General features: G+C 62.7%; 20 protein-coding genes. 13 read left to right on the top strand and 7 right to left on the bottom strand.

The window, feature by feature from the left end:
* Window positions 1-49: 49 nt before the first annotated feature.
* Window positions 50-1,072, bottom strand: coding sequence for a zinc-dependent alcohol dehydrogenase family protein (locus tag NR126_RS12880; RefSeq protein ID WP_027616464.1), 1,023 nt, complete (start codon window positions 1,070-1,072; stop codon window positions 50-52).
* Window positions 1,073-1,339: 267 nt separating this feature from the next.
* On the opposite strand from NR126_RS12880, the gene NR126_RS12875 reads away from it, so the two are divergent.
* Entirely contained in the window at window positions 1,340-2,254 is a 915-nt protein-coding gene (locus NR126_RS12875; protein WP_105754586.1) for a LysR family transcriptional regulator, read from the top strand.
* Window positions 2,255-2,269: 15 nt separating this feature from the next.
* Here the strand turns inward: NR126_RS12875 and NR126_RS12870 are convergent, their stop codons facing one another.
* On the bottom strand, window positions 2,270-3,058 hold the full coding sequence (locus NR126_RS12870) for an IclR family transcriptional regulator (RefSeq protein WP_027616366.1): 789 nt from the start codon (window positions 3,056-3,058) through the stop codon (window positions 2,270-2,272).
* 318 nt (window positions 3,059-3,376) lie between these two features.
* Here NR126_RS12870 and NR126_RS12865 point away from each other — a divergent pair, with 318 nt between their 5' ends.
* The 8 genes from NR126_RS12865 (at window position 3,377) to NR126_RS12830 (ending at window position 13,108) form a co-directional block, all read left to right on the top strand.
* Window positions 3,377-4,747: an aminotransferase gene (locus NR126_RS12865; protein ID WP_256830367.1), complete on the top strand. Its 1,371-nt coding sequence runs from the start codon at window positions 3,377-3,379 to the stop codon at window positions 4,745-4,747.
* A gap of 35 nt (window positions 4,748-4,782) precedes the next feature.
* Window positions 4,783-5,898: an ABC transporter ATP-binding protein gene (locus NR126_RS12860; RefSeq protein WP_372826442.1), complete on the top strand. Its 1,116-nt coding sequence runs from the start codon at window positions 4,783-4,785 to the stop codon at window positions 5,896-5,898.
* Window positions 5,899-5,990: 92 nt separating this feature from the next.
* Window positions 5,991-7,034 carry an ABC transporter substrate-binding protein gene (locus tag NR126_RS12855; RefSeq protein WP_256830365.1) on the top strand — a complete coding sequence of 348 codons (1,044 nt, stop codon included), beginning with the start codon at window positions 5,991-5,993 and terminating at the stop codon, window positions 7,032-7,034.
* A 15-nt stretch (window positions 7,035-7,049) separates the two neighbouring features.
* Window positions 7,050-8,267 (top strand): ABC transporter permease, encoded by a 1,218-nt coding sequence (locus tag NR126_RS12850; protein WP_027616362.1) that lies wholly within the window; start codon window positions 7,050-7,052, stop codon window positions 8,265-8,267.
* Window positions 8,267-9,064: an ABC transporter permease gene (locus NR126_RS12845; protein ID WP_027616361.1), complete on the top strand. Its 798-nt coding sequence runs from the start codon at window positions 8,267-8,269 to the stop codon at window positions 9,062-9,064. Before NR126_RS12850 ends, NR126_RS12845 begins: the two co-directional genes overlap by 1 nt.
* Window positions 9,065-9,272: 208 nt before the next feature.
* Window positions 9,273-10,604: an MFS transporter gene (locus tag NR126_RS12840; protein WP_027616360.1), complete on the top strand. Its 1,332-nt coding sequence runs from the start codon at window positions 9,273-9,275 to the stop codon at window positions 10,602-10,604.
* 25 nt (window positions 10,605-10,629) lie between these two features.
* Window positions 10,630-11,724 carry a class II histone deacetylase gene (locus tag NR126_RS12835; protein WP_027616359.1) on the top strand — a complete coding sequence of 365 codons (1,095 nt, stop codon included), beginning with the start codon at window positions 10,630-10,632 and terminating at the stop codon, window positions 11,722-11,724.
* A 157-nt stretch (window positions 11,725-11,881) separates the two neighbouring features.
* A complete protein-coding gene (locus NR126_RS12830; RefSeq protein ID WP_027616358.1) occupies window positions 11,882-13,108 on the top strand; it encodes an OprD family porin in 1,227 nt (408 codons plus the stop codon).
* Window positions 13,109-13,159: 51 nt separating this feature from the next.
* Here NR126_RS12830 and NR126_RS12825 read toward each other — a convergent pair whose 3' ends face one another.
* From NR126_RS12825 to NR126_RS12810, 4 genes are all read right to left on the bottom strand, one after another.
* A complete protein-coding gene (locus NR126_RS12825) occupies window positions 13,160-13,960 on the bottom strand; it encodes an IclR family transcriptional regulator (RefSeq protein ID WP_256350807.1) in 801 nt (266 codons plus the stop codon).
* Between the two features lie 76 nt (window positions 13,961-14,036).
* A complete protein-coding gene (locus NR126_RS12820) occupies window positions 14,037-15,377 on the bottom strand; it encodes an MFS transporter (RefSeq protein WP_027616356.1) in 1,341 nt (446 codons plus the stop codon).
* A 45-nt stretch (window positions 15,378-15,422) separates the two neighbouring features.
* Window positions 15,423-17,012 carry a GMC family oxidoreductase gene (locus NR126_RS12815; RefSeq protein WP_027616355.1) on the bottom strand — a complete coding sequence of 530 codons (1,590 nt, stop codon included), beginning with the start codon at window positions 17,010-17,012 and terminating at the stop codon, window positions 15,423-15,425.
* Window positions 17,013-17,039: 27 nt separating this feature from the next.
* Entirely contained in the window at window positions 17,040-18,470 is a 1,431-nt protein-coding gene (locus tag NR126_RS12810; RefSeq protein ID WP_256830363.1) for an NAD-dependent succinate-semialdehyde dehydrogenase, read from the bottom strand.
* 182 nt (window positions 18,471-18,652) lie between these two features.
* Here NR126_RS12810 and NR126_RS12805 point away from each other — a divergent pair, with 182 nt between their 5' ends.
* Genes NR126_RS12805 through NR126_RS12790 form a run of 4 tightly spaced genes read left to right on the top strand, consistent with a single transcriptional unit; the run spans window position 18,653 to window position 21,835 of the window.
* Entirely contained in the window at window positions 18,653-19,048 is a 396-nt protein-coding gene (locus NR126_RS12805) for a cupin domain-containing protein (protein ID WP_027616353.1), read from the top strand.
* On the top strand, window positions 19,045-19,803 hold the full coding sequence (locus NR126_RS12800; RefSeq protein WP_027616352.1) for an HpcH/HpaI aldolase/citrate lyase family protein: 759 nt from the start codon (window positions 19,045-19,047) through the stop codon (window positions 19,801-19,803). Before NR126_RS12805 ends, NR126_RS12800 begins: the two co-directional genes overlap by 4 nt.
* Window positions 19,804-19,830: 27 nt before the next feature.
* On the top strand, window positions 19,831-20,763 hold the full coding sequence (locus NR126_RS12795; RefSeq protein ID WP_256830361.1) for a DUF6282 family protein: 933 nt from the start codon (window positions 19,831-19,833) through the stop codon (window positions 20,761-20,763).
* Between the two features lie 10 nt (window positions 20,764-20,773).
* Complete coding sequence (locus NR126_RS12790) at window positions 20,774-21,835, top strand: dihydroorotate dehydrogenase (protein WP_027616350.1); 1,062 nt, start codon at window positions 20,774-20,776, stop codon at window positions 21,833-21,835.
* Between the two features lie 392 nt (window positions 21,836-22,227).
* Here NR126_RS12790 and NR126_RS12785 read toward each other — a convergent pair whose 3' ends face one another.
* Window positions 22,228-23,193: a LysR family transcriptional regulator gene (locus NR126_RS12785; RefSeq protein WP_027616349.1), complete on the bottom strand. Its 966-nt coding sequence runs from the start codon at window positions 23,191-23,193 to the stop codon at window positions 22,228-22,230.
* Window positions 23,194-23,294: the final 101 nt, after the last annotated feature.

The following is a 23,294-nucleotide window of genomic DNA, read 5'->3' as shown; positions in this document are numbered from 1 at the left end:
CCATAAATGCAAAAGCCCGCTTTCGCGGGCTTTCGTCGGTGGCCGAGATTCAGGCCGGTTCGATCTGCAGCGCCACGCGCTCTCGGCATGGGCATTCGTCCATGTAGCGGTGTGCCTCGACAAACTCGGCAAATGGAAACACCCGGGTCTTGAGCGGCAATAGCACGCGGTCGGCGGTCAATTGGTTGATCTCGCGCAGGGCACGCTGCATGGCCACCGGGTCCTGAGCAATTCCCAACTCCGGCTTGCCGGTGAAGTTACCGATGCAGTGCACAAAGAACTGAATGTTCTTCTGGAACGCCGCACAGGCCGGAAACGGTGTCTGGTTGCCGCCTTGCAGGCCATACAACACCAGGCTGCCGCGAGGCGCCAGGACGTCGCCCAGCAGCGACATCTGCGGGCCGCCGAGACCGTCGAATACCACATCGACACCGCGGTTGTCGGTGAGCTTGTTGATCTGCATCAGCAGGTCCTGCTCTTCGGTGACAATCACCTTCTCTGCACCCAGCGAACGCAGGTACTCACGCTCGTCAGCGCTCTTGGTCGCGGCAATCACCCGCACACCCAGGGCCTTGCCCAATTGCACGAACGAAGGTCCGGCGCAGTGGCTGGCATCAGTGACCAGGGCAAATTGCCCCGGTTTGACCCGAGCCAGATCGACCAGCGCAAAATAAGCGATCAGCAGCGGCGTGTAGTGCACCGCGGCCTCGATCGGGCTCAGCACGTCGGGATAGCGGGTCACGGAGGTACGCGGCAGCACGATTTGCTCACCGTATACGGGGTAATCGTTGGGGCTTTGCGCCGGGAAGCTGGCTACCCGGTCACCAATCGCCAGGTCGTCGACGCCATCGCCGAGCGCGGTGACCACGCCAGCCATTTCCTGGCCAATGCCGGAGGGCAGTCGGGCATGGGACGATGCCAGGTTCTGCCGCCACAGGGTGTCGTACCAGCTGACGCCAATCGCCTCGACACGCACCTGTACTTCACCGGGTGCCGGCTGAGCGGCCGCATGCTCTTCGCACTTGAGCACCTCGGCAGGACCAAACTTGTGAAAACGGATCGTGCGGGACATCGCAAACCTCGTCAAATTAACCTCTAATGCCCTGAACTCTATCCGGGCTTTCGCGCCAAGACCATCAGTGGCTATTAATAGTCGACATGCCTGTCATTGATTCCGCAACCGCGGCAATCCGTCCATCCACTTTGAAAACCGAACCCATCTTGTGGGAAAAATGATTTACTCGGTGCAGAGTAACAGCCTTTCCCCGTAAGATTCATGCCGGTCATTGTTCTCAAATGGCCGCTCTCGTCAAGTTTGCTGATTCTGCCAGGACTCCAGATGAATCGTAATGACCTGCGTCGTGTCGACCTGAACCTGTTGATCGTGTTTGAAACCCTGATGCATGAACGCAGCGTGACCCGCGCCGCGGAGAAGCTGTTTCTCGGTCAACCGGCCATCAGCGCGGCCCTCTCACGCCTGCGCAGCCTGTTCGACGACCCGCTGTTCGTGCGCACCGGACGCAGCATGGAACCGTCCGCCCGCGCCGTGGAAATCTTCGCCCTGCTGTCCCCGGCCCTCGACTCGATTTCCACTGCGGTCAGTCGCGCCGCCGAATTCGACCCGGCCACCAGCACCTCGGTGTTTCGCATCGGCCTGTCCGACGACGTCGAATTCGCCCTGCTGCCGATGCTGCTCAAGCGCCTGCGCGCCGAATCGCCGGGCATTGTGCTGGTGGTGCGCCGGGTCAATTACATCCTGATGCCAGGCCTGCTGGCCTCCGGCGAAATCTCCATCGGCGTCAGTTACACCACCGACCTGCCGGCCAACGCCAAGCGCAAGGTGCTGCGCCGCAGCCAGCCCAAACTGCTGCGCGCTGACACCGTCCCCGGCCCCCTGAGCCTGGACGACTACTGCGCCCGCCCCCACGCCTTGGTGTCGTTCGCCGGCGACCTCAGTGGCTTCATCGATGAAGAGCTGGAAAAACTCGGGCGCAAACGCCACGTGGTACTGGCCGTTCCACAGTTCAACGGCCTGAGCACCCTGCTCGCCGGCACCGACATCGTCGCCACCGTCCCCGACTACACCGCCGAAGCCCTCACCGCCGCCGGCGGCGTACGTGCCGAGGATCCGCCGCTGCCGACCCGTAGCTTTGAGCTGCATATGGCGTGGCGGGGGTCGCAGGATAATGATCCGGGGGAGAGATGGCTGCGGTCGCGGATTCAGATGTTTTTTGGCGATCCGGATAGCCTCTAACCAAACACAACCGCATCAATCAGTCAAAAACTCCCCTTTGAACCCCAGGTTCCAAGACGCGCGCAATGCCGCCGTCTTCAATGCGCGCACCTGATCCGGATGGATGTCTCTGGATATGTACTGCACCGTCGCCACAAGTGCGAGGGTGCCAATCAGTTCGGCGTTGATCCCCAGAATTGGCGCTGCCAGCGCCGACACCCCCAGCGTCTCCTCTTCTATCGCGGCTGCCCAGCCCTGACGGCGCGCCTCGCTGACCTGATGCTGCAGCACCTTGGGGTCCGTGACGGTGTGCAAGGTGATGGCCGCCAATCCCGCCGTCATGACCTGCTCGACATTCAATTGTCGGGAGAACGCCAGTGCGACCTTGCCCTGGGCATTGCAGTGCAACTGCAATTCGGTGCCGGTGCGTACGCCGATCTCCAGAGATGACTTGCCCAGTTGCGTGTCGACCACTACAAGGCGGCGCCCTTGCAGTGCCGACAGCACCACCGTCAGGCCCAATTCTTCACGCAAGTCGCGAATGGCGTCGGTCGAGGCGCTGAGCAGGTCGATACCACTGGCTGCCACGCGTCCCAGCACAAACGCCTGGATCCCCAGGCGATAGCGCGATGTCTGTGGGTTCTGGCTCAGGTAGCCGCGCTCGACCAGGGTTTTCAGGTGGCGGAATACCGAGCCCTTGGTGGTATTCAATTGGGCCGCCAGCTCGCTGACACCGATTTCGCCGTCGGCACCGGCCACGCGTTCCAGCACATCGAACGCCAGTTGCACCGACCTGACGCCGCCCTTCCCGGTTTCTTCACTCATCGTCTTGGGTCTCCCTTTCGTGCGCGCCGTTCGCACAGGCGAAACAACTCGATGGCGCGAATATCGCTCAAGCGTGAGCCACTGACAAGTGACGACCGTCCAGCGCGCTGAGCGCCCAGCAACGCTCTGAACAGCAAACCTGTTGATTCAAAAAGGAAAATTATCCCAGGTACAAAAACAACGCCCTCCTTGGTTTCGTGTGCGAAACAGTTTTTCTACCAGCGAAACAGAAAACATTTGACGAGCATCCCGATAGCTCGTAAAAATGAAACTACGTCCCGCATACGCTTACGAGTTAACCCTAGAGGAAGTACGCCCATGAATGCCCAAGGCTCGGCACTGGCCCAGCGTGATATCGCCTACCACCTTCATCCCCAGACCAACCTGCGGCTGCATGAGCAGGTCGGCCCGTTGGTGATCGAGCGTGGCGAAGGCATCTACGTGTTTGACGAAAACGGCCAGCGCTATATCGAGGGCATGTCCGGGCTGTGGTGCGCCACCCTGGGTTTCAGCCAGCCACGCCTGGCCGATGCCGCCCATGCGCAGATGCTCAAGCTGCCCTATCAGCAGACCTTCGCCCACCGCAGCCACGGTCCGGCCGCCGACCTTGCCGCCGAGTTGATTGCCCATGCCCCGGCGGGGCTGGAGAAGGTGGTGTTCCAGAGCTCCGGCTCCGAGGCCGTCGATACCGCGATCAAGTTCGTGCGCTATTACCACACCGCGATCGGCAAGCCGGGCAAGCATCGGCTGATCGCTCGCCAGCGCTGCTACCACGGCACCACCCTTGCCGCCGCCAGCCTCACCGGGTTGCCGAACATGCATAAAGGCTGGGGCGAGCCGCTGGCGGATGTGATCCACGTGCGCTGCCCGCACCTGTACCGCCAGGGCGAGCCTGGGGAAACCGAAGAAGCCTTCGCCACACGCCTGGCCGAGGAGCTTGAGCAAACCATCCTGCAAGCAGGCCCCGAGACCATCGGCGCGTTCTTCGCCGAACCGATCATGGGCACCGGCGGCGTGATCGTGCCGCCGACCGGGTACTTCGCCAAAGTTCAGGCGGTACTGCGCAAGTACGAGGTCCTGATGATCGCCGACGAAGTCATCTGCGGGTTTGGACGTACCGGCCATTACTGGGGTAGCGAGGCGGTGGGCATCGAGCCCGATATGCTCACCTGCGCCAAAGGCCTGTCGGCTGCGTTTCAACCGATCTCCGCCCTGCTGGTCAGCGACCGCATCTACCAGGTCATTGCCGACCAGAGCCAGGCCCTCGGCGGCCTCGGCCACGGCTACACCTACGGCGGCCACCCGGTGGCGGCGGCCGTGGCGCTGGAAACCCTGCGCCTTTACGACGAACTGGACATCGTCGCCCATGTGCGCGAAGTGGCTCCGGCGTTCCAGGCCGGCCTGCGCGCGCTGGCTGATCATCCGCTGGTGGGTGAGGTACGCGGCATCGGCCTGATGGCAGCCCTGGAATTCGTTGCCGACAAGCACAGCCGCGAGCCGTTCGCCGCTGAACTGAAGATCGCCCAGCAGGTCAGCACGGTGCTGCAACGCAACGGCATCCTGCTGCGCGCCCTGGGCGACACCCTGGTCTTGGCGCCGCCGCTGATCGTCGATGCCGACCAGATCCAGACTATTCTCAAGGCTGTGGCCCAGGCACTGGATGAAGTCCATGCAGGTGTGCGGCCATGATCGCCCAGTCCTTGCGCCCACAGCCCGAGGTCGCCATGCCGCTACCGCAGGCCCCTATTGCCGCCCCGGCCAGCGCCTCGACCGTGGTGCGTTTCGACGGCGTGTACAAGACCTACGACGAACGCAGCTGGGTGGTCGACAACCTCGACCTGGACATTCGCCAGGGCGAGTTCCTGTCCCTGCTCGGCCCCAGCGGGTCGGGCAAGACCACCACGCTGATGATGCTGGCCGGTTTCGACGCCCCGGATCGTGGGCGCATCCTCATGGATGGCCAGGACATCAGCGCCCTGCCCGCCTACAAGCGCGACATGGGCGTGGTGTTCCAGAGCTACGCGCTGTTCCCGCACATGAGCGTGGCGCAGAACGTGGCGTTCCCGCTAAACCTGCGTAAGGTACCGGCCGCCGAGGCCCGCACTCGGGTCAGTGAAGCACTGGCCCTGGCGCGTCTTGAGGGTTTCGAGGACCGTCGCCCCGGGCAGTTGTCCGGCGGCCAGCAGCAACGGGTCGCGCTGGCTCGGGCGCTGGTCTATCGCCCACGCATCCTGTTGATGGACGAACCTCTCGGCGCGCTCGACAAGGCGTTGCGCGAACACATGCAACTGGAACTCAAGGCCATCCACCAACAGTTGGGCATCACCTTCGTCTACGTCACCCACGACCAGGACGAAGCGATGACCATGTCCGACCGGGTGGCGGTGTTCAACGACGGCAAAATCGCCCAGATCAACGCGCCGCACCTGCTCTACACGCGGCCCTCGAGCCGCTTTGTGGCCAACTTCCTGGGCGAGACCAACCTGCTCGACAGCACGGTCATCGCCCGAACCGCCAGCCACGCCCAAGTGCGCCTGGATGAAGACGGCAGCACCCATGAAGCCTGCTGCGCCGATGCCAGCCTGGCCCCAGGCGATCGCGCGGCGCTGGCGATTCGTCCGGAAAACCTGCGCCTGGCCGCACCTGGCGAGCCCTCGATCAACGTGCAAGTGATCGACAGCATTTTCCACGGTGCCCACAGCCGCATACGTCTGCGCATGGCCCGAGGTGCGCAACTGTCGATGACCTGCAACCCAGCCAGTCTCGGACGCGCTGCCCCGCAGCCTGGTGAAACCCTGGCCCTGGCAGTGCCGGCGGAACAGGCCATGGTGCTGCGCTGACGTATTGCACGACCACACAACAACAAATAACGCATCGGCTCGACCTGCATCACTGCCAACCAATTCCAATTCCAAAGGCTGGGAGTCACACCATGATCAATCGTCACCGCTTCAGCACCCTCACCCTCTGCGGGCTCGCCCTGCTCGCCAGCGGCGCCCAGGCCCGCGACCTGACCGTTGCCTCCTGGGGCGGTGCCTATCAGGACGTGCAACGGGACATCTTCTTCAAGCCGTACACCCAGGCCAGCGGCAATAAAGTCGTCGACGACAGTTGGGAAGGCGGCATCGGACTGCTGCGCACCCGTGCCGAAAGCGACGACGGCGGCTGGGACCTGGTGCAGGTCGAAGGCGAAGACCTGGCACTGGGCTGTGCCGAAGGCTTGTTCGTGCCACTGGACGTTTCCCGCATCGGCGGCAAGGCCAACTATATCCCCGGCGCCACCAGCACATGCGGCATCGGTAATGCGGTCTACAACTTCGTCATCGGTTACGACACCAGCAAACTCAAGCGTGCGCCGACCGGCTGGAGCGACTTCTTCGACACCGCCACCTTCCCCGGCAAACGTGCTCTGCGCCAGGGCCCCAAAGGCAATCTGGAAGCGGCCCTGATGGCCGACGGCGTGGCCCCGACCGACGTCTACAAGACCCTCGGCACGCCCGGCGGTGTCGAGCGCGCCTTCCACAAACTCGACAGCATCAAGGGCCAGTTACTGTTCTGGAAGGCCGGCGGTCAGCCGATGCAACTTCTGGCATCCGGCGAGGTGGCGATGACGACCTCCTACAACGGCCGGGTGACCAATGCCATCCGCCAGGACCACAAGCCGTTCGGGCTGGTGTGGAACCAGTCGCTGCAAACGATGGACAGCTGGGCAATCCTCGCCAACTCGCCCAACGTGGACAAGGCCTACGGCCTGCTCAAGGTGATGGGGGACGGCGAGAACCAGAAGCGTTGGCCAGCCCTGCAACCCACTGGCATCACCTCGCTCAAGGGCATCGCCGACACCGACCCGGCGGTAATGGTCGACTCGCCCAGTGCGCCACAGAACAGCGCCAACGTGCTGGTGCTGGATGACCATTTCTGGGTCGACCGCATCGATGAACTGAATGCCAAATGGACCGCCTGGGCGGCCAAGTGAGCCGGGGGAAATCACATGAGTGCTCTCGCCTTCGACAACGCCATCCCGGTGGTGGCGCGCAAGGATCGCGCCGCGCTGTGGCGGGCCTATGGCCTGCTGGCTCCGTTGGTGCTGTTCCTGCTGCTGACCTTCGTCGGCCCCATCGGCACGCTGTTGTGGCGCGCCGTGGCCGATCCGGAACTGACTGAAGCGTTGCCCGCCACGGCCCTGGCGGTTGCCAACTGGGACGGCACCTCGGCGCCGGACGAACGCCTGTTCGCGCCACTGGTGAAGGACCTGCGCCAGGTGCAACCGCGAGAGCTCGCGGCAGCAGCACGACGTCTGGCGTATGAGGCACCGGCACTGCGTGCCCTGTTGACCGCCGCGCGCCGTGAAGCGGCGCAACTGGACGGCACGGCGGCCTCGCTGCAGGCCCTCGATCCGCGCTGGCTGGACAACGCGACGTGGCAGACTTTCAAGCGCGCCACGGGGCCGGTCGGCAGCTATCACCTGCTGTCAGCGGTGGACCTGAAGCACGACTACCGCGATGGTTTGGTGGCCAAAGAGGAAACCGGGCTGTACCGAGCCATTCTCGGGCGCACCTTCGGCATTGCGGCAATCACCACGCTGGTCTGTGTGCTGCTGGCGTTCCCACTGTGCGCCTTCCTCGACAAGCGTACGCCGCGCACCCGCAACGCCTTGCTGCTGTTGATCCTGCTGCCGTTCTGGACCTCGATTCTGGTGCGTACCACTGCCTGGATGGTGTTGTTGCAGGACCAGGGCCTGGTCAACGCCTGGCTGCTGCGCCTGGGCCTGGTCGACAGTCCGTTGCACCTGCTCTACAACCGCTTCGGGGTGATCCTGGCGCTGGTCCACGTGATGCTGCCGTTCATGGTCTTCCCGCTGCTGGCGGCCATGGCCGGCTGTAACCGTTTGCTGGTGCAGGCGGCCTATTCCATGGGCGCGCGGCCATTGCGAGTGTTCTTCCAGGTCTACCTGCCGCAAGTGCTGCCAGGCCTGGCAGCCGGCGCGCTGATGGTGTTCATCGTCACCCTGGGCTTCTACATCACCCCCGCGCTGCTGGGCGGACCTGCCGACCAGATGATCAGCTTCTACATCGCGCAATTCACCACCGGCACCCTCAACTGGGGCCTGGCGTCAGCCCTCGGACTGATTTTGTTGGTAGCCACCACCCTGCTTTATCTGGTCCAGGCGCACCTGGCTCGGCGCGGCCACGAAGGAGCAAAACGATGATCCGCAATCCCAACCGCGGGCCACTGGCGTGGTTCGGCAATTTGAGCCTGTCGCTCAGTGGCGTGCTGGTGCTGGCGTTCCTGCTGCTGCCGATCCTGGTGGTCTTGCCGCTGTCGTTCAGCGACAACCGCTACATGTCGCTGCCGTTGGGCAGCTTCACCTTGCACTGGTACGAGCAGTTTTTCGGCTCCAGCCAATGGCTCGGCGCGCTGGCCAACAGCTTTGCCATCGCCCTGACCAGCACCGCCCTCGCGGTGTTGCTGGGGGGGCTGGCGGCGCTCGGCCTGCGTCACCCTTCGATGCCTGGCAAGCGGGTGATCGAAGTGCTGCTGATCGCGCCGATGATCGTGCCGGCGGTGATCGTCGGGGTCGGCATGTACTTCGTGTTCTCCAGTGCCGGCCTGACCCGCAGCTACCTGGGCCTGGTGCTGGCGCACACGACCCTGGCGGTGCCCTTCGTCATCGTCAACGTCGGTGCTGCGCTCGGCGGCTTGAACCAGCGCCTGTTGTGGGCGGCCGCCAGCATGGGCGCGACACCCTGGGTCACGCTGCGTCAGGTGACCTTGCCGCTGATTTCGCCGGGCCTGGTCTCGGGCGCCCTGTTCGCCTTCGCCACCTCGCTGGACGAAGTGGTGGTGACGCTGTTCCTCGCCGGCCCCGACCAACGCACCCTGCCGCGGGAAATGTTCACCACTGCCCGTGAAGCCCTGAGCCCGGTGCTGCTGGCAGCCGCGACCATCATGGTGCTGTTCGCCACCTTGCTGCTATTGCTCTCGCGCTCTCTATCCCGCCGCTGAACCTGGGACAACGGCACGCCGTTGCCCATTCATCCCGTCAATCCTTGACATCCACTCGGAGGGCTTCTTAATATCGCGACCACACAGAGAAACAGCGTTTCGCAGAAAAAAACAAAATAGCGAAGTCCCGTTTTACCGCTCACTGCCCAAAAAAAGCTTTTTTGCCTGCCTTGCATGCAGGCTGCCCGATAATTCCAGAGAGCCTCTGATGAACCTCATTTCCCGCAACACCTTTGTCAGCGACCAGGATTGCTCGCTGTACAACCGCATCGCCTGGCGCATCTTGCCGTTCCTTTTCGTGCTCTACGTCGTGGCCTTCCTCGACCGCGTCAACGTCGGCTTCGCCAAATTGCAGATGGCCGCCGATGTGGGCCTGAGCGACATGGCCTTCGGTTTTGGCGCCGGGGTATTTTTCCTCGGCTACTGCCTGTTCGAGATCCCCAGCAACATGATGATGCAGCGTGTCGGCGCACGCTTGTGGATCGCCCGGATCATGGTGGTCTGGGGCATCATTTCGACCTCGATGATGTTCGTTTCCACCCCCACTTCGTTCTATATCCTGCGTTTCCTGCTCGGGGTGGCCGAAGCCGGTTTCTACCCTGGCATCGTGCTGTACCTGACGTACTGGCTGCCGTCCTATGCGCAATCCCAGGGCCTGGCCTGTCTGAGCCTGGGCGTGGGTTTTGCCGGCGTAATCGGCGGGCCGCTGTCGGGCTGGATCATGCAGACCTTTGCCGGCATGCACGGCCTGGCCGGCTGGCAATGGCTGTTTTTGCTCGAAGGCCTGCCGGCGGTGCTCCTCGGCATCGTGGTGTTCTTCTACCTCGATGACCGCCCCGGCAAGGTGCGCTGGCTGAGCGCCGCACAGAATGCCAAGGTGGTCGCCGACCTCGACCGCCAACGTCGGGAGCACGAGCAGGCGGGTGCCACCCACACCTTGCGTAGCGCCTTCCGCCACCGTGCGTTGTGGTGCCTGGTGTTCGTCAATTTCGCCCTGTTGTGCGGCACCTACGGTGTGTCGTTCTGGCTGCCGCAGATTATCCGCAATCTGGGTGAGCAGACCCTGTTGGAGACCGGCCTGTTGTCGGCTGTGCCGTTCGCCGTGGGCTCGGTGTGCATGCTGCTTGTCGGCAAGCATTCGGACCGTACCCGCGAACGCCGTTGGCACGCCTCGTTGTCGATCCTCGCCGCGTGCCTGGGCCTGGCCCTCAGCGCGACTTTCCACAACCAGCCACTGTTGTGCCTCGCCAGCCTGTGCCTGGCGATGGCCGGCAGCCTCTCGGCATTCAACGTGCTGTGGGCGATCCCCGGCACGCTGCTGACCGGCGCCGCCACCGGAGTCGGTATCGCCCTGATGACCACTGTCGGCAACCTCGGCGGCTACGCCAGCCCGTTCATGATGGGCTGGATAAAGCAGTCCAGTGGTCACCTGGAATACGGCCTGTTTATCCTCGCCGCCCTGAACCTCGCCGCCGCGTTGGTGATGGCCCGGGTGCGCTCCCAGGCTGGGCCCGTGGCCGCTGTTGGCACCGCAGGCTGAGCCTGCCCTGATACAAGGAATAGAAATGAGCAACAGCGGATTTTTTCACGATGAACACTGCTTCTGGCACAGCGGTGGCCTGTTCGCCCTGACCTTGCCCGTGGGTGGCTGGGTCGAACCACCGTCGGGTGCCGCCCACGCCGAATCACCGGAGTCCAAGCGCCGCCTGAAAAACCTGGTGGAAGTCTCGGGCCTGGGCAAGTCGCTGGTGCAGCGCGGCGGCGAGCCGGTGTCCATGGCGCAGATGCTCAAGGTGCACACGCCCGAGTACCTGCAGCGCTTTCGCCAACTGTGCGCCAACGGCGGTGGCCTGCTCGACCCGGGCGCACCGGTCGGCCCGGCCACCTATGAGGTCGCCCGGGTATCGGCAGGTCTGGTCAGTGCGGCCGTCAACCAGGTGCTGCAAGGCGAACTGGACAACGCCTACGTGCTCAGCCGCCCGCCCGGCCACCACGCCCTGCCCGATCAGGCCATGGGTTTCTGCTACCTGAACAACATCGCCATCGCCATCGAGATCGCTCGCGAGCAATTCGGCATCGAGCGTGTGGCGGTGCTCGACTGGGACGTGCACCACGGCAACGGCACCCAGACGATCTACTACGAACGCGACGACGTGTTGACACTGTCGATCCATCAGCAGCGCGCCTACCCCCGCGGCTACACCGGCGAACACGATACCGGCAGCGGTGCTGGAGCCGGGCTCAACGTCAATGTGCCCCTTCCACCAGGCAGCGGCCATGAGGCTTATCTGCACGCCATGCAACGCATGGTGCTGCCGGCGCTGGAGCGTTATCGCCCGCAACTGATCATCGTTGCCTGCGGTTATGACGCCAGCGGCGTCGACCCTCTGGGGCGCATGCTTTTGCACAGCGACAGCTACCGCGAACTGACCCGTCTGACCCGCGAGGCAGCCGAACGCCTGTGCGACGGCAAACTGGTGCTGGTGCACGAAGGCGGTTACGCCGAAGCCTATGTGCCGTTCTGCGGGTTGGCGGCCATCGAGGCGCTCAGTGGCATTCGCACCGACGTGCAGGACCCGTTGCTCGCAATGCTCGAGTCTCAACAACCCGACGCGCAAACCGTCGCCTTTCAGAAAACCCTGATCGACCAACTGGTGTAATCGGCCAACTAACCACTTCGGAGACAAATGCCTAACGAACAATTCCAATAATCCAATCGTCCGCCAACACACTTCCTGATTTATCGAACTTGAACCCACGGCCGTCATCGCCTTGATGACGGCCGTGCGCTCACGCACACGCCTGGAAAATAACTACATGAATGCTAAGAAGACCACATTGGCACTGGCTGTTACTTGCGCCCTCTCCTGCAATGCCATGGCCGACACGGGTGGCTTTGTCGAAGATGCGCACTTCTCGATAAAAGCACGCAACTTCTACATGAATCGCAACTTCCTCGACGACCGCACTTCACAGAACTACTCCGAAGAATGGGCGCAGGGTTTCATTGGCCTCTTCGAGTCCGGCTATACGCCGGGGACCGTTGGCTTCGGGGTGGACGGCATCGCCCTGCTCGGCTTGAAACTGGACACTGGCGGGGGGCGCAAAGGCGGTGGCACGCTGCTATTGGAGGAAGACAGCGACGGTGCCAAGAGCAGCTATTCCAAGGGTGGCGCTGCAGTAAAAGCGCGGTTCTCGAAAACGATCTTCAAGTTCGGCGAGCAACTGATGAACCTGCCGGTACTCGCCACCAGCGATAACCGTCTGTTGCCCGAAACCACCGAGGGCTGGCTGGTCACCAGCAAGGAAATCCCCGATCTGACGCTGCACGCCGGCCACTTCACGGCTTTGCGCAGCCGCGATCAGAGTGAACACGACAGCGGTGGCATGACCTCGCTGGACTTGTTCGGTGGCAACTACACCGTCAATAAACAATTGAACGTGCGCGCCTATCATTCCGATGTCGGGGATTACTGGCGCAAATATTACCTGGGCAGCACATTGGCGTTACCGATCAGCGAGGGTTTAGCGGCAACGTTCGATTTCAACGGGTATGACACCCAGAGTGAAGGCCGGCAATTGGGCGGCATCCTGGATAACCGTATCTGGAGTTTGTCGGCCGCATTGGCGGCCGGGCCACATACCTTCATGGTCGCCCATCAGCGGGTGACCGGCACCGGCAACTACACCTACGGTGTGGATGGCAACAGCACGGTTTTTTTGGCTAACTCCGTGCAATATTCGGACTTCAACTACGAGAACGAACGTTCGTGGCAGGCCCGTTACGACTTCAACTTTGCGGGCGTCGGCATGCCGGGCCTGAATTTCATGGGCCGCTACCTGCGCGGCACCGATTTCCATACCGCGCAAACCGACAACGGTCGCGCCTGGGAACGCGACCTGGAGCTCAAGTACGTGGTGCAATCCGGGTCGGCCAAGGACCTTTCCTTTCGCATCCGCCAGGCCAGTTTCCGCAGCCCCGATCGCGGGCTGAACTTCAACGAAGTGCGGGTCATTACCGAGTACCCGATCAACATCCTCTGAAGCGCCACCCACACAGGAGCCGGATCCGGCCCCTGCCATGACCGCCAGCGCCTAGAGGCGCTGGTAGGTTCCCGCATGTAAACGCTCGCTGATCTCCGCCGCCGCCGACTGCAACTCGCGCAACATTGCCGCCGGTGGTGGCGACGGGATCGCCGCGCTTGGCCCGACGATGCCGATGGTGCCGACGATCTGGTCGTTGTCGCGAAAAATCGGACAGCACACGGCGTTGATCCCTATGGTCACCTCGCCGTCCGCATCGTCATACAGACGCTCGCGAATCAGCGCCAGGCGCTGGGCCAACGCCTCCGGTTCGTGCAGGGTTACGGGCGTCAGTTGCGGCATCTTGCGGCGCATCACCCGTTGCTGGCTGGCGGTATCGGCGAATGCCAGTACCGTGCGGCCCTGAGCCGAACAATACGGCAGCACACGGTTGCCAGGTTTCACCGAAATGCACACGTTGGCCTTGGATTCGACACAGGACACCACCAGTGCCGTGTCGTGGGTGGCGACAGCGAGCAAGGCCGTTTGGCCGGTGGCATCGCGAATGCGGGTCAGGTAGGGATCGGCGATGGCGCGCAGGTCGAACTGTTCGCCAGCGGCTTCACCATAGGCCACCAGGCGCGAACCGAGCATGTATTTCTCGGTGGTCGGGTCCTGCTCGAGGATCCCCAACTGGCGCATCGAAGCCAGGTGCCGGTAGGTGCGCGGCTTGGCCGTTTGCAGCTGTTGGGCCAGCTCGGTGACCCCGAGCGGGCGCCGCGCAGCGGTCAGTTCATCGAGCAGGCGGAAGACCATCTCCACCGATTCGAGCAGGGCCGGACCAGTGGCAGGCTTTTCATCATCCTGGTTCAAGCGTTCACCTCGCATGGGGCTTTGGGGAAAGGCCCGATTGTATCGCTCGGCGAAACGCTTGTGTTGGTCTACGACATCAAATACTGGCAGGCTCCGCTGCAACCTTGGCGCGATCCTGTTGCGGCAGCTTCACCGAGAACATTGTGTAGGCACCCAGCAGGGTCATTACCGCCAGCACATACAAGCCGTACTCCAAGTGCCCGCTACCCTGCTTCACCCAGCCCATCATGAACGGGCTGGCGTAGCCGCCCAGATTGCCGATAGTGGCGATCAGCGCAATACCGGCCGCTGCCGCAGTACCGGTCAGCAATACGCCAGGCAAAGCCCAGAGCACGCAGAACCCGGCCAGGCCACCGGACATCGCCAGGCTCAAGCCGGCCAACGAAAGCACCGGCTGATCGTGGAAAAACGCCGCTATCGCCAGGCCCGCTGCCGAGGCCAGGTTGCACAGGGTGCCGTGCCAACGCCGCTCGCGGGTGCGGTCCGAATGTCGGCTGACCACCAGCATCACCACCGACGCGACCGCAAAAGGAATCGCTGCGATCAGGCCGGTGTGGGTCAGGCTCTTGATGCCCAGCCCCTGCACGATCTGCGGCAGCCAGAAGCTCACGCCATAAGTGCCGCACAACAAGGCAAAGTTCACATAGATCAATCGCCACAGGTCCTTGTTGACGAACGCCGCACGGAAGTTGTGCCCGGCCCCCGCGTGCTCCTGCTCCTGACGCTGCGCCGCCAGTTGACGCACCACCCGCTGGTTCTGTTCAGGGCTCAGCCAGTGGACATTGCCCGGACGATCATCCAAATAGAAGAACACCACGATGCCGAGAATCACCGCCGGCGTGCCCTCGATCAGGAACAACCATTGCCAGCCGGCAAGCCCATGGACGCCCGCGAAGGTCTGCATGATCCAGCCCGATAACGGACTGCCCAGCACTCCGGCCATGGCAATCCCCAGGTTGAACCAGGCCATGGCCTGGGAACGGGCATACGAGGGAAACCAGTAGGTCATGTACAACACCACCCCCGGATAAAACCCAGCCTCGGCCATGCCGAGCAGAAAGCGCATGACGTAGAACTGGTTCGGCGTCTGCACGAACATCATCGACACCGACAGGATCCCCCACATCACCATGATCCGGGTGATCCAGAACCGTGCCCCGACCCGTTGCAGCATCATATTGCTGGGGATCTCGCACAGGCAGTAGCCGATGAAAAACACCCCGGCGCCGAAGCCGAAGGCCATGTCGCTCAGCCCGATATCGGCCGACATCTGCAGCTTGGCAAAACCGACGTTGACCCGGTCGAGAAAGGCAATGATGTAGAGCACGAACAGGAACGGCAGCAACCGCCAGGCGATGCGGTTGTACAGCACGCTGTCCTGCTCGTTGTCGAACGTGTTACGGGCTATGAGCTTCATCGCAGTACCCTTTTTGTAATTGTTGTGTTGGTGAAGCGAGCCCTATCAGGCCTGAGCCGACAGGATGAAATCGGCGCAGCGCTCGCCGATCATGATGCAAGGCGCATTGGTGTTGCCACTGACGATCGTCGGCATGATCGACGCATCAGCCACCCGCAGCCCCTGCACGCCGCGCACGCGCAGTGTTGGGTCGACCACGGCGGCAGCGTCCGAGCCCATCCGGCAGGTACCGGCGGGATGGAATACGGTCTTGGCGACGGTGCGTACGTAGTCTTCGAACACCGTGTCGGGCACGTCGTCGCTTTCCGGCAGCATCAGCATGCGTTCGACCACATTGGCCAGTGCCGGCGCGCGCAAGATCTTGCGGGCCAGCTTCACTCCGGCAACCAGGGTGCGCATGTCCTCGGGATCACTCAGGTAGTTGGCGTTGAGCGCCACCTGCGCCAGCGGGTCGGCGCTTTTCAGGCGCAGACGGCCTCGGGAACGCGGGCGCAGCGCACAAGGGTTGACGGAAATGCCATGACCGGCCGGCGGCATGCGGTCGATATCGCCGACCAGTGCCGGCACCACATGAAATTGCACGTCCGGCCGACCACAGCCGGTGGCATCGACGAACGCTCCGCTTTCCACCACGTTGGAGCTCAGCAGGCCGTGGCGCGTGGCCAGGTATTTCAGGCCATGGCCGATGGCGCGCAGGCCACGGTCGTGCCCCAGCAGGCTCGACGGCTGGCGGGTCTGGGCGTAGACCGAGGCGCTGAGGTGGTCCTGGAAGTTCTCGCCGACTTCGGGGGCGTCCACCCGCACGTCGATGCCCATTGCCTGCAAATGCTCACGCGGGCCGATCCCGGAGAGCATCAGCAGCTTCGGCGAAGCGATGGCCCCGGCGCTGACGATCACTTCGCCACGGGCGCGGAAACTCAAGCCGCGGCCGGCCTCATCCTGTGCCTGCACGCCCACCACCCGCAAACCGTCGAACTGCAAACGGCTGACGTGGATACCCGTCATGACCTTAAGGTTGGGATTCTTGCGTAGCGGCCGCAGGTACGACACAGCTGAACTGGCGCGGCGCCCATCGGCGGTAGTGGTCTGGTAGAAACCGGCACCTTCCTGCCTGGCACCGTTGAAGTCATCGGTGGCCGGCACGCCCGCTTCGACAGCCGCCGTGACAAAGGCGCGACTGAGGAAATGCTTGTGCCGTGGGTCGCTGACCTTCAGCGGCCCCTGTTGGCCGTGCAATTGCCCACCCAGTCGGGCATTGGCTTCACAGCGGCGGAACACTGGCAGCACATCCGACCAGCCCCAGCCCTGGCAACCGGCATTTTTCCATTCTTCATAATCTTCGGCCTGGCCGCGAATGTAGATCATCGCGTTGACCGAGCTGCCGCCGCCCAGGGTGCGACCCTGGGGAATGAACACTTCGCGCTGGTTGACATGGGGCTCGGGCTCAGTGCGGTACATCCAGGTGCGCCGGGTGCCGTGCACGCGGATAAAGGTGCCGGGAATGTGCACGTAGGGGTGATTGTCCGCCGGACCGGCTTCGAGCAGCAGCACTTGCTTGCCCGCCTGGGCCAACCGTGCGCTGAGCGCACAGCCGGCCGATCCAGCTCCGATCACGATGTAATCGAAGGTTTCCATTCTTGTTGTTCTCTGGGTGAAGACGAATCAGCCGACCTGACTGACGAACTTGGTGGTGAAGTAGGCGTCCAGCCCTTCGCTGCCACCTTCACTGCCGTAGCCGCTGTCCTTGACGCCACCGAACGGCGTTTCTGGCGCGGCGAGGCCAAAGTGGTTGATCGAGACCATGCCCGACTGCAACTCGTCGGCCAGCAATGTGGCGCGCTGCACCGAACGGGTGAAGGCAAATGCCGCAAGGCCAAATGGCAGGCCGTTGGCCTTGGCGATTACTGCTTCCAGGGTGTCGAAGGCTACGATCGAGGCAATCGGCGCGAACGGCTCTTCGCTCATGATCCGGGCGTTTTCCGGTACTTCGGTTAGCACGGTCGCCGGGTAGTAAAAGCCTGCGCCCTCGCCGCCCTGCCCACCGAGGCGCAGTTGCGCGCCGACGGCCAAAGCGTCGTCGACATACTCCTGGGCCGCCGTTACCCGACGCGGGTTGGCCAGGGGGCCGAGTTGGGTGCTCGCGTCCTGGCCATCGCCGAGCTTCAGGCTGGCGCTGACGCGACAGAAGGTTTCGACGAAGCGCTCATAGATGCTGGCCTGCACATAGAAGCGGGTTGGCGACGCGCAGATCTGCCCACCGTTGCGGAACTTGAGGTTGGCCCCCAGGGTGGCGACCGCGTCAACGTCGACGTCGTCGCATACGATAAACGGAGCATGACCACCCAGCTCCAGGGTGCAGCGCTTGAGGTACTGGCCCGCGAGGGCACCGAGCGCACGGCCGACCGGCACGGAACCGGTAAAAGACACCTTGCGGATGATCTCCGAGCGGATCAACTGATCCGACACCTCTGCCGGCACACCGAACACCAGGTTCAGCACGCCCGCAGGCACGCCGGCATCCTGAAAGGCACGGCACAGTTCGATGCACGAAGACGGCGCTTCTTCCGGGCCCTTGGCGATGATCGAGCAGCCGGCTGCCAATCCACCGGCGATCTTGCGCACCAGTTGGCTGACCGGGAAGTTCCATGGGCTGAACGCCGCGACCGGGCCGATCGGCTCGCGCAGCACCATCTGCCGTACGCCGCTGGCCCGCGCCGGGATCACCCGGCCGTAGGCGCGACGACCTTCTTCGGCGTACCAATCGATATGGTCACCGGCGCCAAAGGCTTCCATGCGCGCTTCAGCCAGGGGCTTGCCTTGCTCGAGGGTGATCAGTGCGGCGATCTCGTCGGCACGCTCGCGCACCAGATCCGCAGCGCGGCGCAGCACTTTTGAGCGCTCATAGGCCGACGTCTTGCGCCACACCTCGAAGCCGCGTGCGGCAGCAGCCAGCGCGCGATCCAGATCGGCGGAACTGGCCAGGCTCAGCTGGGCGATCACCTCGCCGTTGGCAGGGTTGAATACATCGGCGCGGCGCGGGTGATTGCCGGCTGACCACTGCCCGTCGATCAACAGGGATTCTATGACTCGCATGGACGGCACTTCCTTTAATTTGTTTCTTTTGTAGAAACGTTGTTTTTTTGTACGACACAATCCTAGGGTCGACAAGGAACCGCTGTCAAGGTCGAAAAAGTCACTTGACCGGGCCCCGAACGCCAGCGTAGGTTTATCTCACAACGAAACAGCATTCTTATAAAAGAAACGGAGATACCCCGATGAGTCTCGCCCAGGCCCTGCTTCACAACTGGAATGACCTGCCCCGCGAAACCGTGCGCAAAGGCGTCGAGCGCGTTGCCTTTCGCGGCGACGACACCTTGTGCGTGATGAACTGGCTGACCCCGGGGATGGACGTGTTCCCGCACAGCCACACCTTCGAGCAACTGGTGATCATCGTGCAGGGCCGGGTGCGCTTTCACCTGGACGACGAAGTGGTCGAAGGCGGCCCGGGCAGCATGATCCGCATCCCGCCGCACGTGGTGCATTACGCCGAGCCGCTGGGCGACGAAGTGGTGATGAACCTCGATGTGTTCTCGCCAATCCGCGACGACTACCGCCATCTGATCGACTACCAGGACGCGGAATTCACCCCGGCCAAAGGCGAGCCGGCATGAACTTCACCAGCCGTCTGCGCCAGGGCGAGCGACTGCTCAGCACCTTTATCAAGACGCCCAGCCACGCAGTGATCGAAATTGCCGGCGACTCCGGACTGGACGCAGTAGTGCTCGATGCCGAGCACGCGCCGTTCGATGCCGCCGCCCTCGACATCAGCCTGCTGGCCTGCCGTGCGGCCCGCACCGCAGGCCTGGTGCGGGTGCCGGACAAGCACCCCGCGACATTGCAGCAGGCCCTGGACCTGGGTGCCGACGGCCTGGTATTGCCGCACATCATCAGCGCCGATCAAGCCAACGCGGTGCTGCAGGCGCTGTACTACCGCAACGGCAGCCGGGGTTTCTCCAACTCGCCCCGCGCCGGTGGCTACGGCCGCGCCAGTCTGCCCGAGCATCTGCTGGCCGAGGATGGCCGCCATGCGGTGATCGCCCAGATTGAAGATCGCGAAGCGTTGGACCACCTTGACGAACTGGCGCGCATTGAGCGCATCGACTGCTTGCTGGTCGGGCGCGCCGATCTGAGTGTTTCCCTGGGTGCCGAACAGCTGGACGACCCTCGGGTCGAGGACGCCGTCAGCCGTGTGCTCGACGCCGCCGAGACGGCCGGCAAACCCACCGGCATGTTCGTCGCCAACCTCGAAGACCTCGAACGCTTCGCCGCGCGCGGCGTGAGCTTTTTCATTCTCGGTTCCGACCAGGCGCTGCTGCGCGCCGGCTGGAGCCAGCACGTCCGTCAATTCCACGGGTCGGCCCGCTGACCCGCACCACAACAAGAGAGACTTTCCATGAATGCCATCATCGACACCCCAATCAGCGCAGAACGCCAGGCGCACATTGCCGACCTGCTCAAGGGCGCCATCGACCTGCATTGCCACAGCGGCCCGTCGGTCATGCCGCGTTACTGCGACCACGTCGAAGCCATGCGCGAAGCGTCTGAAGCGGGCCTGAAGGCTGTGCTGCTCAAGGACCACTACTACAGTTGCACGCCAGTGACCCACCTGTTGAACAAACACTTCAGTGAACTGGACGTGCACATGCTGTCCGGCGTACCACTGAACAACTCTGTCGGCGGGCTGAATGTTCATGCCGTGGAACATGGCCTGACCCTCGGCGCAAAACTGGTCTGGATGCCGACGTTCTCCTCGGCCAACCACATCGCCCATCACCAGCAGGATAAGAAGTTCGTCGAGAAATTCCCGCAGACCACCCAACGCATGCTGCAACCCATTCCGCTGACCGTGCTCGACGATGAAGGCCGCCTGAAAGACGAGGTCAAGGCCATCCTAGACCTGATCGCCGCAAAAGACGTGGTGCTCTCGGCAGGTCATCTGAACATCCGCGAGGTCTGGCCGCTGTTCGAGGAAGCACGCCTGCGCGGGGTCAAGCGCCTGCTGGTCAACCACCCGACCTACGTGGTGGACGCGACCCTGGACGACATGCGTCAACTGGCCCGCGACGGCGTGTTCATGGAGCACTCAATGTGCATGTGGGTACCGGGGTCCAAGTTCAAGTTCTACGACGACACCTTCCTGCGTGAAGTGATCGAGGCCGGCACTGTCGACCTGACCATCCTCGGCTCCGACCTGGGCCAGCAAGGCAACCCGGGCATCGCCGACGGCTTTCGCAACGTGATCGGCCAGTTGATCGACCTGGAATTCAGCGATGCGGACATCCGCAAGCTGACCTCCGGCAACGCCGCCCGCCTGATGAATCTGTGAGGCTACAGACATGACACGCCTGATAACCACCATCGGCCAACTGACCCTGAAAAACCCGGTGATCTGCGGGGCCGGTGAGCAGACCATAACCGCCGACGCCATCCGCGCCGCACTGGCCAGCGGCGCCGGTGCGGTAGTGGCCAAGTCCACCAACGAATCGACAGCGGCCAAGGAGCAACTGGACAAGACCGACTACGTATTGCTCGACGCCCAGTGGAACCGCCTGCCCTGGAACTTCCAGCCGCCGGCCGACGCCAGCCTGTTCGGCCGTTCCGGCCTGGTACAGCGTGACTTCGAGGAATGGCTGCAGGAACTGGCGATGCTCGACCGCGAAGCCCGCCTGCAGGATGCCTACGTCATTCCCAGCCTGATCCTCAGCGATCTGGAACAATGCGCCGCATTCGCCCAACGCATCGAACAGGCCGGCCTGCGAGTGCTGGAACTGAACATCGGCGCACCCCACGGCGAAGAGGCCGCCAAGGGCGCCATCGTGCTGGAACGAGGCGCCGCGCGAATCGAAGCCATCGTGCGCCGCTTGCGCGAAGCAACCACCCTGCCCCTGTGGATCAAGCTCACCGGGCAAAGCGAAGATGTGGTTGGCCTCGCGCAGGCAGCGCGTCGAGGCGGAGCCGATAGCGTGGTGATGATGGGCCGCTTCATGGGTTTTCTACCCGACCTGGAAACCGGCCTGCCCTTGCTCGGCACCAGCGCCGCGATCGGTGGCGCCTGGGCACTGCCACTCACTGCCCGTTGGGTGATGCAGACGCGCAGGGCAATGGCCGACGACTACCCACTGATCGCCACCAACGGGGCACGCAGCGGCCTGGATGTCGCGCGCTTCCTATTGGCCGGGGCTTGCGCCACCGAAATGACTTCGGCGGTGTTCACCGGGGGCTATGAGGTGTTGAGCAATGCCATCGAGGAGCTGGATGCGTACGTGGCGAAACGCGGATCGACAGTGAGTGAGTTGTTGGGCAGTGCGGCGGATAAGGTGCAGACCTATCAGCAGCAGCCCAGCCGCGAAGGTTGGTGGGAGCAATTTGCCCCAAAGTGCCCAGGGTTTCCCGCCTGAAGCGCCTGGCGCGGGAGATCACTGAAAGCTGGCGTTTGCTGTCGCCCTGAGCCGAGTTTCTGGAACGGTGGCTGCACGCACGACCCGCGTCGTGCGGGATAGTAAATTCGCCAAGGCGAGCAAGTTTTTAATCAATATTGAGTAAAACTTGCAACCGGTCATCATCGAGTCGATCCAGGGACTGCGAAGTGTGCGGCGCCTGCTGGTGTGATGTTCGATCGAAGCGAATATCCCGCTCTTCACTGCACGCCACTGGGAACTCTACAAGTAATACTGAGCGGACATTTCGATAAAACGGTTCGGTGTTATTGAAAGTGCTGAAACGCTTAACCCAGGTCAATCATCCGCATTGACTGCCCGTTTTCGTATTTGACGTTCAATGCGCTGAACAATCAAACCGAGGCTTTTAAATCCACGCCCAGTGCCTGGACAAAGGCCTTCACCAAAGGGCTGCGTACCGTGTTATGGCGCAGGATCAGACTGAACGGCGTGACGATGTTGATCAGGTTCGGGCACACCGCGCGCAACTCCCCCTGCGCGACCATCGGGGCGGCATAATGCTGCGGCAGGAAACCCACGAAACGCCCCGTTTTGATCAGCAGCGCAACGGCCTCCACCTGGGTGGCCGAAGCGGAAAAGCTGTCGTAGTGGGCAAATTCCAGTTTGTCACGATGAATCGCGTAGCGATGGTTGATGCACTGGTAATCCTTGAGTACGTGACTCCCCAGATCCGCGTCCGCCATGGTGAACAGCGGGTGGCCGAGCGCGCAATAAACCTCCGAGCGTTCTTCGTATAGCGGGTAGTAATCAAATTCTTCACGCTTTTGATAAACCGGCACAACTCCCGCCACTAACCGCCCTTCCACGACACCTCTTTCAACCTCATCAAGTTGCGCGGCCTGAAGTTGAAACCTCACCTTCGGAGACTCTTCGTTCATACGCCTAAGCGCGGCAACTAACGGTGATTTTTCGTCTGTGATCGTATTATCAATTACCCCTATACCAAGATCCCCGACAAGTTCGTTTTGCGCCGAACTAAGCCGGTCGCGAAAGTTATCGACCGAGGCAAATAAGTCTATCGACGCCTGATACACCAGACGCCCCTCCTCGGTCAGGTGAAAGCCCTCTCGACCCCGCGTACAGAGGCGCATACCGATGCGAATCTCCAGGTCGGAGATCTGCTTGCTGATGGCTGCCAGCCCCACATTCAGCTCATTTTGCGCGGCACTGAAGCCTCCTGCCTCGACCACGGCCTTGAACACTTTGAGCAGTTTGAAGTCCAGCCCGCTGAGGGCCAGCGGTGCCCGTTGCAGCGCTTTCGGCGGCGGGTTTCCGGAATTGGAAAGTGGGGTTTCCATAATGCTTATTTACCTCTGGCGCTCTATTTATCAATCTGTGCTCAACAACAAAAACATAGCTGGCCTAATAATAATGAACACAGAAAACCGGGCTTGGCAAC

The sequence above is a fragment of the Pseudomonas sp. Pse1 genome (assembly GCF_024519635.1).
Lineage (GTDB): Bacteria > Pseudomonadota > Gammaproteobacteria > Pseudomonadales > Pseudomonadaceae > Aquipseudomonas.
The sequence above is the reverse complement of the archived record's forward strand: the minus strand, read 5'-3'. Positions and strand labels throughout refer to the sequence as shown.

Bases quoted from the DNA above. Each gene is read 5' to 3' on its own strand.
- NR126_RS12880 (WP_027616464.1), bottom strand. From the start codon at position 1,072: ATGTCCCGCACGATCCGTTTTCACAAGTTTGGTCCTGCCGAGGTGCTC.
- NR126_RS12875 (WP_105754586.1), top strand. From the start codon at position 1,340: ATGAATCGTAATGACCTGCGTCGTGTCGACCTGAACCTGTTGATCGTG.
- NR126_RS12870 (WP_027616366.1), bottom strand. From the start codon at position 3,058: ATGAGTGAAGAAACCGGGAAGGGCGGCGTCAGGTCGGTGCAACTGGCG.
- NR126_RS12865 (WP_256830367.1), top strand. From the start codon at position 3,377: ATGAATGCCCAAGGCTCGGCACTGGCCCAGCGTGATATCGCCTACCAC.
- NR126_RS12860 (WP_372826442.1), top strand. From the start codon at position 4,783: ATGCCGCTACCGCAGGCCCCTATTGCCGCCCCGGCCAGCGCCTCGACC.
- NR126_RS12855 (WP_256830365.1), top strand. From the start codon at position 5,991: ATGATCAATCGTCACCGCTTCAGCACCCTCACCCTCTGCGGGCTCGCC.
- NR126_RS12850 (WP_027616362.1), top strand. From the start codon at position 7,050: ATGAGTGCTCTCGCCTTCGACAACGCCATCCCGGTGGTGGCGCGCAAG.
- NR126_RS12840 (WP_027616360.1), top strand. From the start codon at position 9,273: ATGAACCTCATTTCCCGCAACACCTTTGTCAGCGACCAGGATTGCTCG.
- NR126_RS12835 (WP_027616359.1), top strand. From the start codon at position 10,630: ATGAGCAACAGCGGATTTTTTCACGATGAACACTGCTTCTGGCACAGC.
- NR126_RS12830 (WP_027616358.1), top strand. From the start codon at position 11,882: ATGAATGCTAAGAAGACCACATTGGCACTGGCTGTTACTTGCGCCCTC.
- NR126_RS12820 (WP_027616356.1), bottom strand. From the start codon at position 15,377: ATGAAGCTCATAGCCCGTAACACGTTCGACAACGAGCAGGACAGCGTG.
- NR126_RS12815 (WP_027616355.1), bottom strand. From the start codon at position 17,012: ATGGAAACCTTCGATTACATCGTGATCGGAGCTGGATCGGCCGGCTGT.
- NR126_RS12810 (WP_256830363.1), bottom strand. From the start codon at position 18,470: ATGCGAGTCATAGAATCCCTGTTGATCGACGGGCAGTGGTCAGCCGGC.
- NR126_RS12805 (WP_027616353.1), top strand. From the start codon at position 18,653: ATGAGTCTCGCCCAGGCCCTGCTTCACAACTGGAATGACCTGCCCCGC.
- NR126_RS12800 (WP_027616352.1), top strand. From the start codon at position 19,045: ATGAACTTCACCAGCCGTCTGCGCCAGGGCGAGCGACTGCTCAGCACC.
- NR126_RS12795 (WP_256830361.1), top strand. From the start codon at position 19,831: ATGAATGCCATCATCGACACCCCAATCAGCGCAGAACGCCAGGCGCAC.
- NR126_RS12790 (WP_027616350.1), top strand. From the start codon at position 20,774: ATGACACGCCTGATAACCACCATCGGCCAACTGACCCTGAAAAACCCG.
- NR126_RS12785 (WP_027616349.1), bottom strand. From the start codon at position 23,193: ATGGAAACCCCACTTTCCAATTCCGGAAACCCGCCGCCGAAAGCGCTG.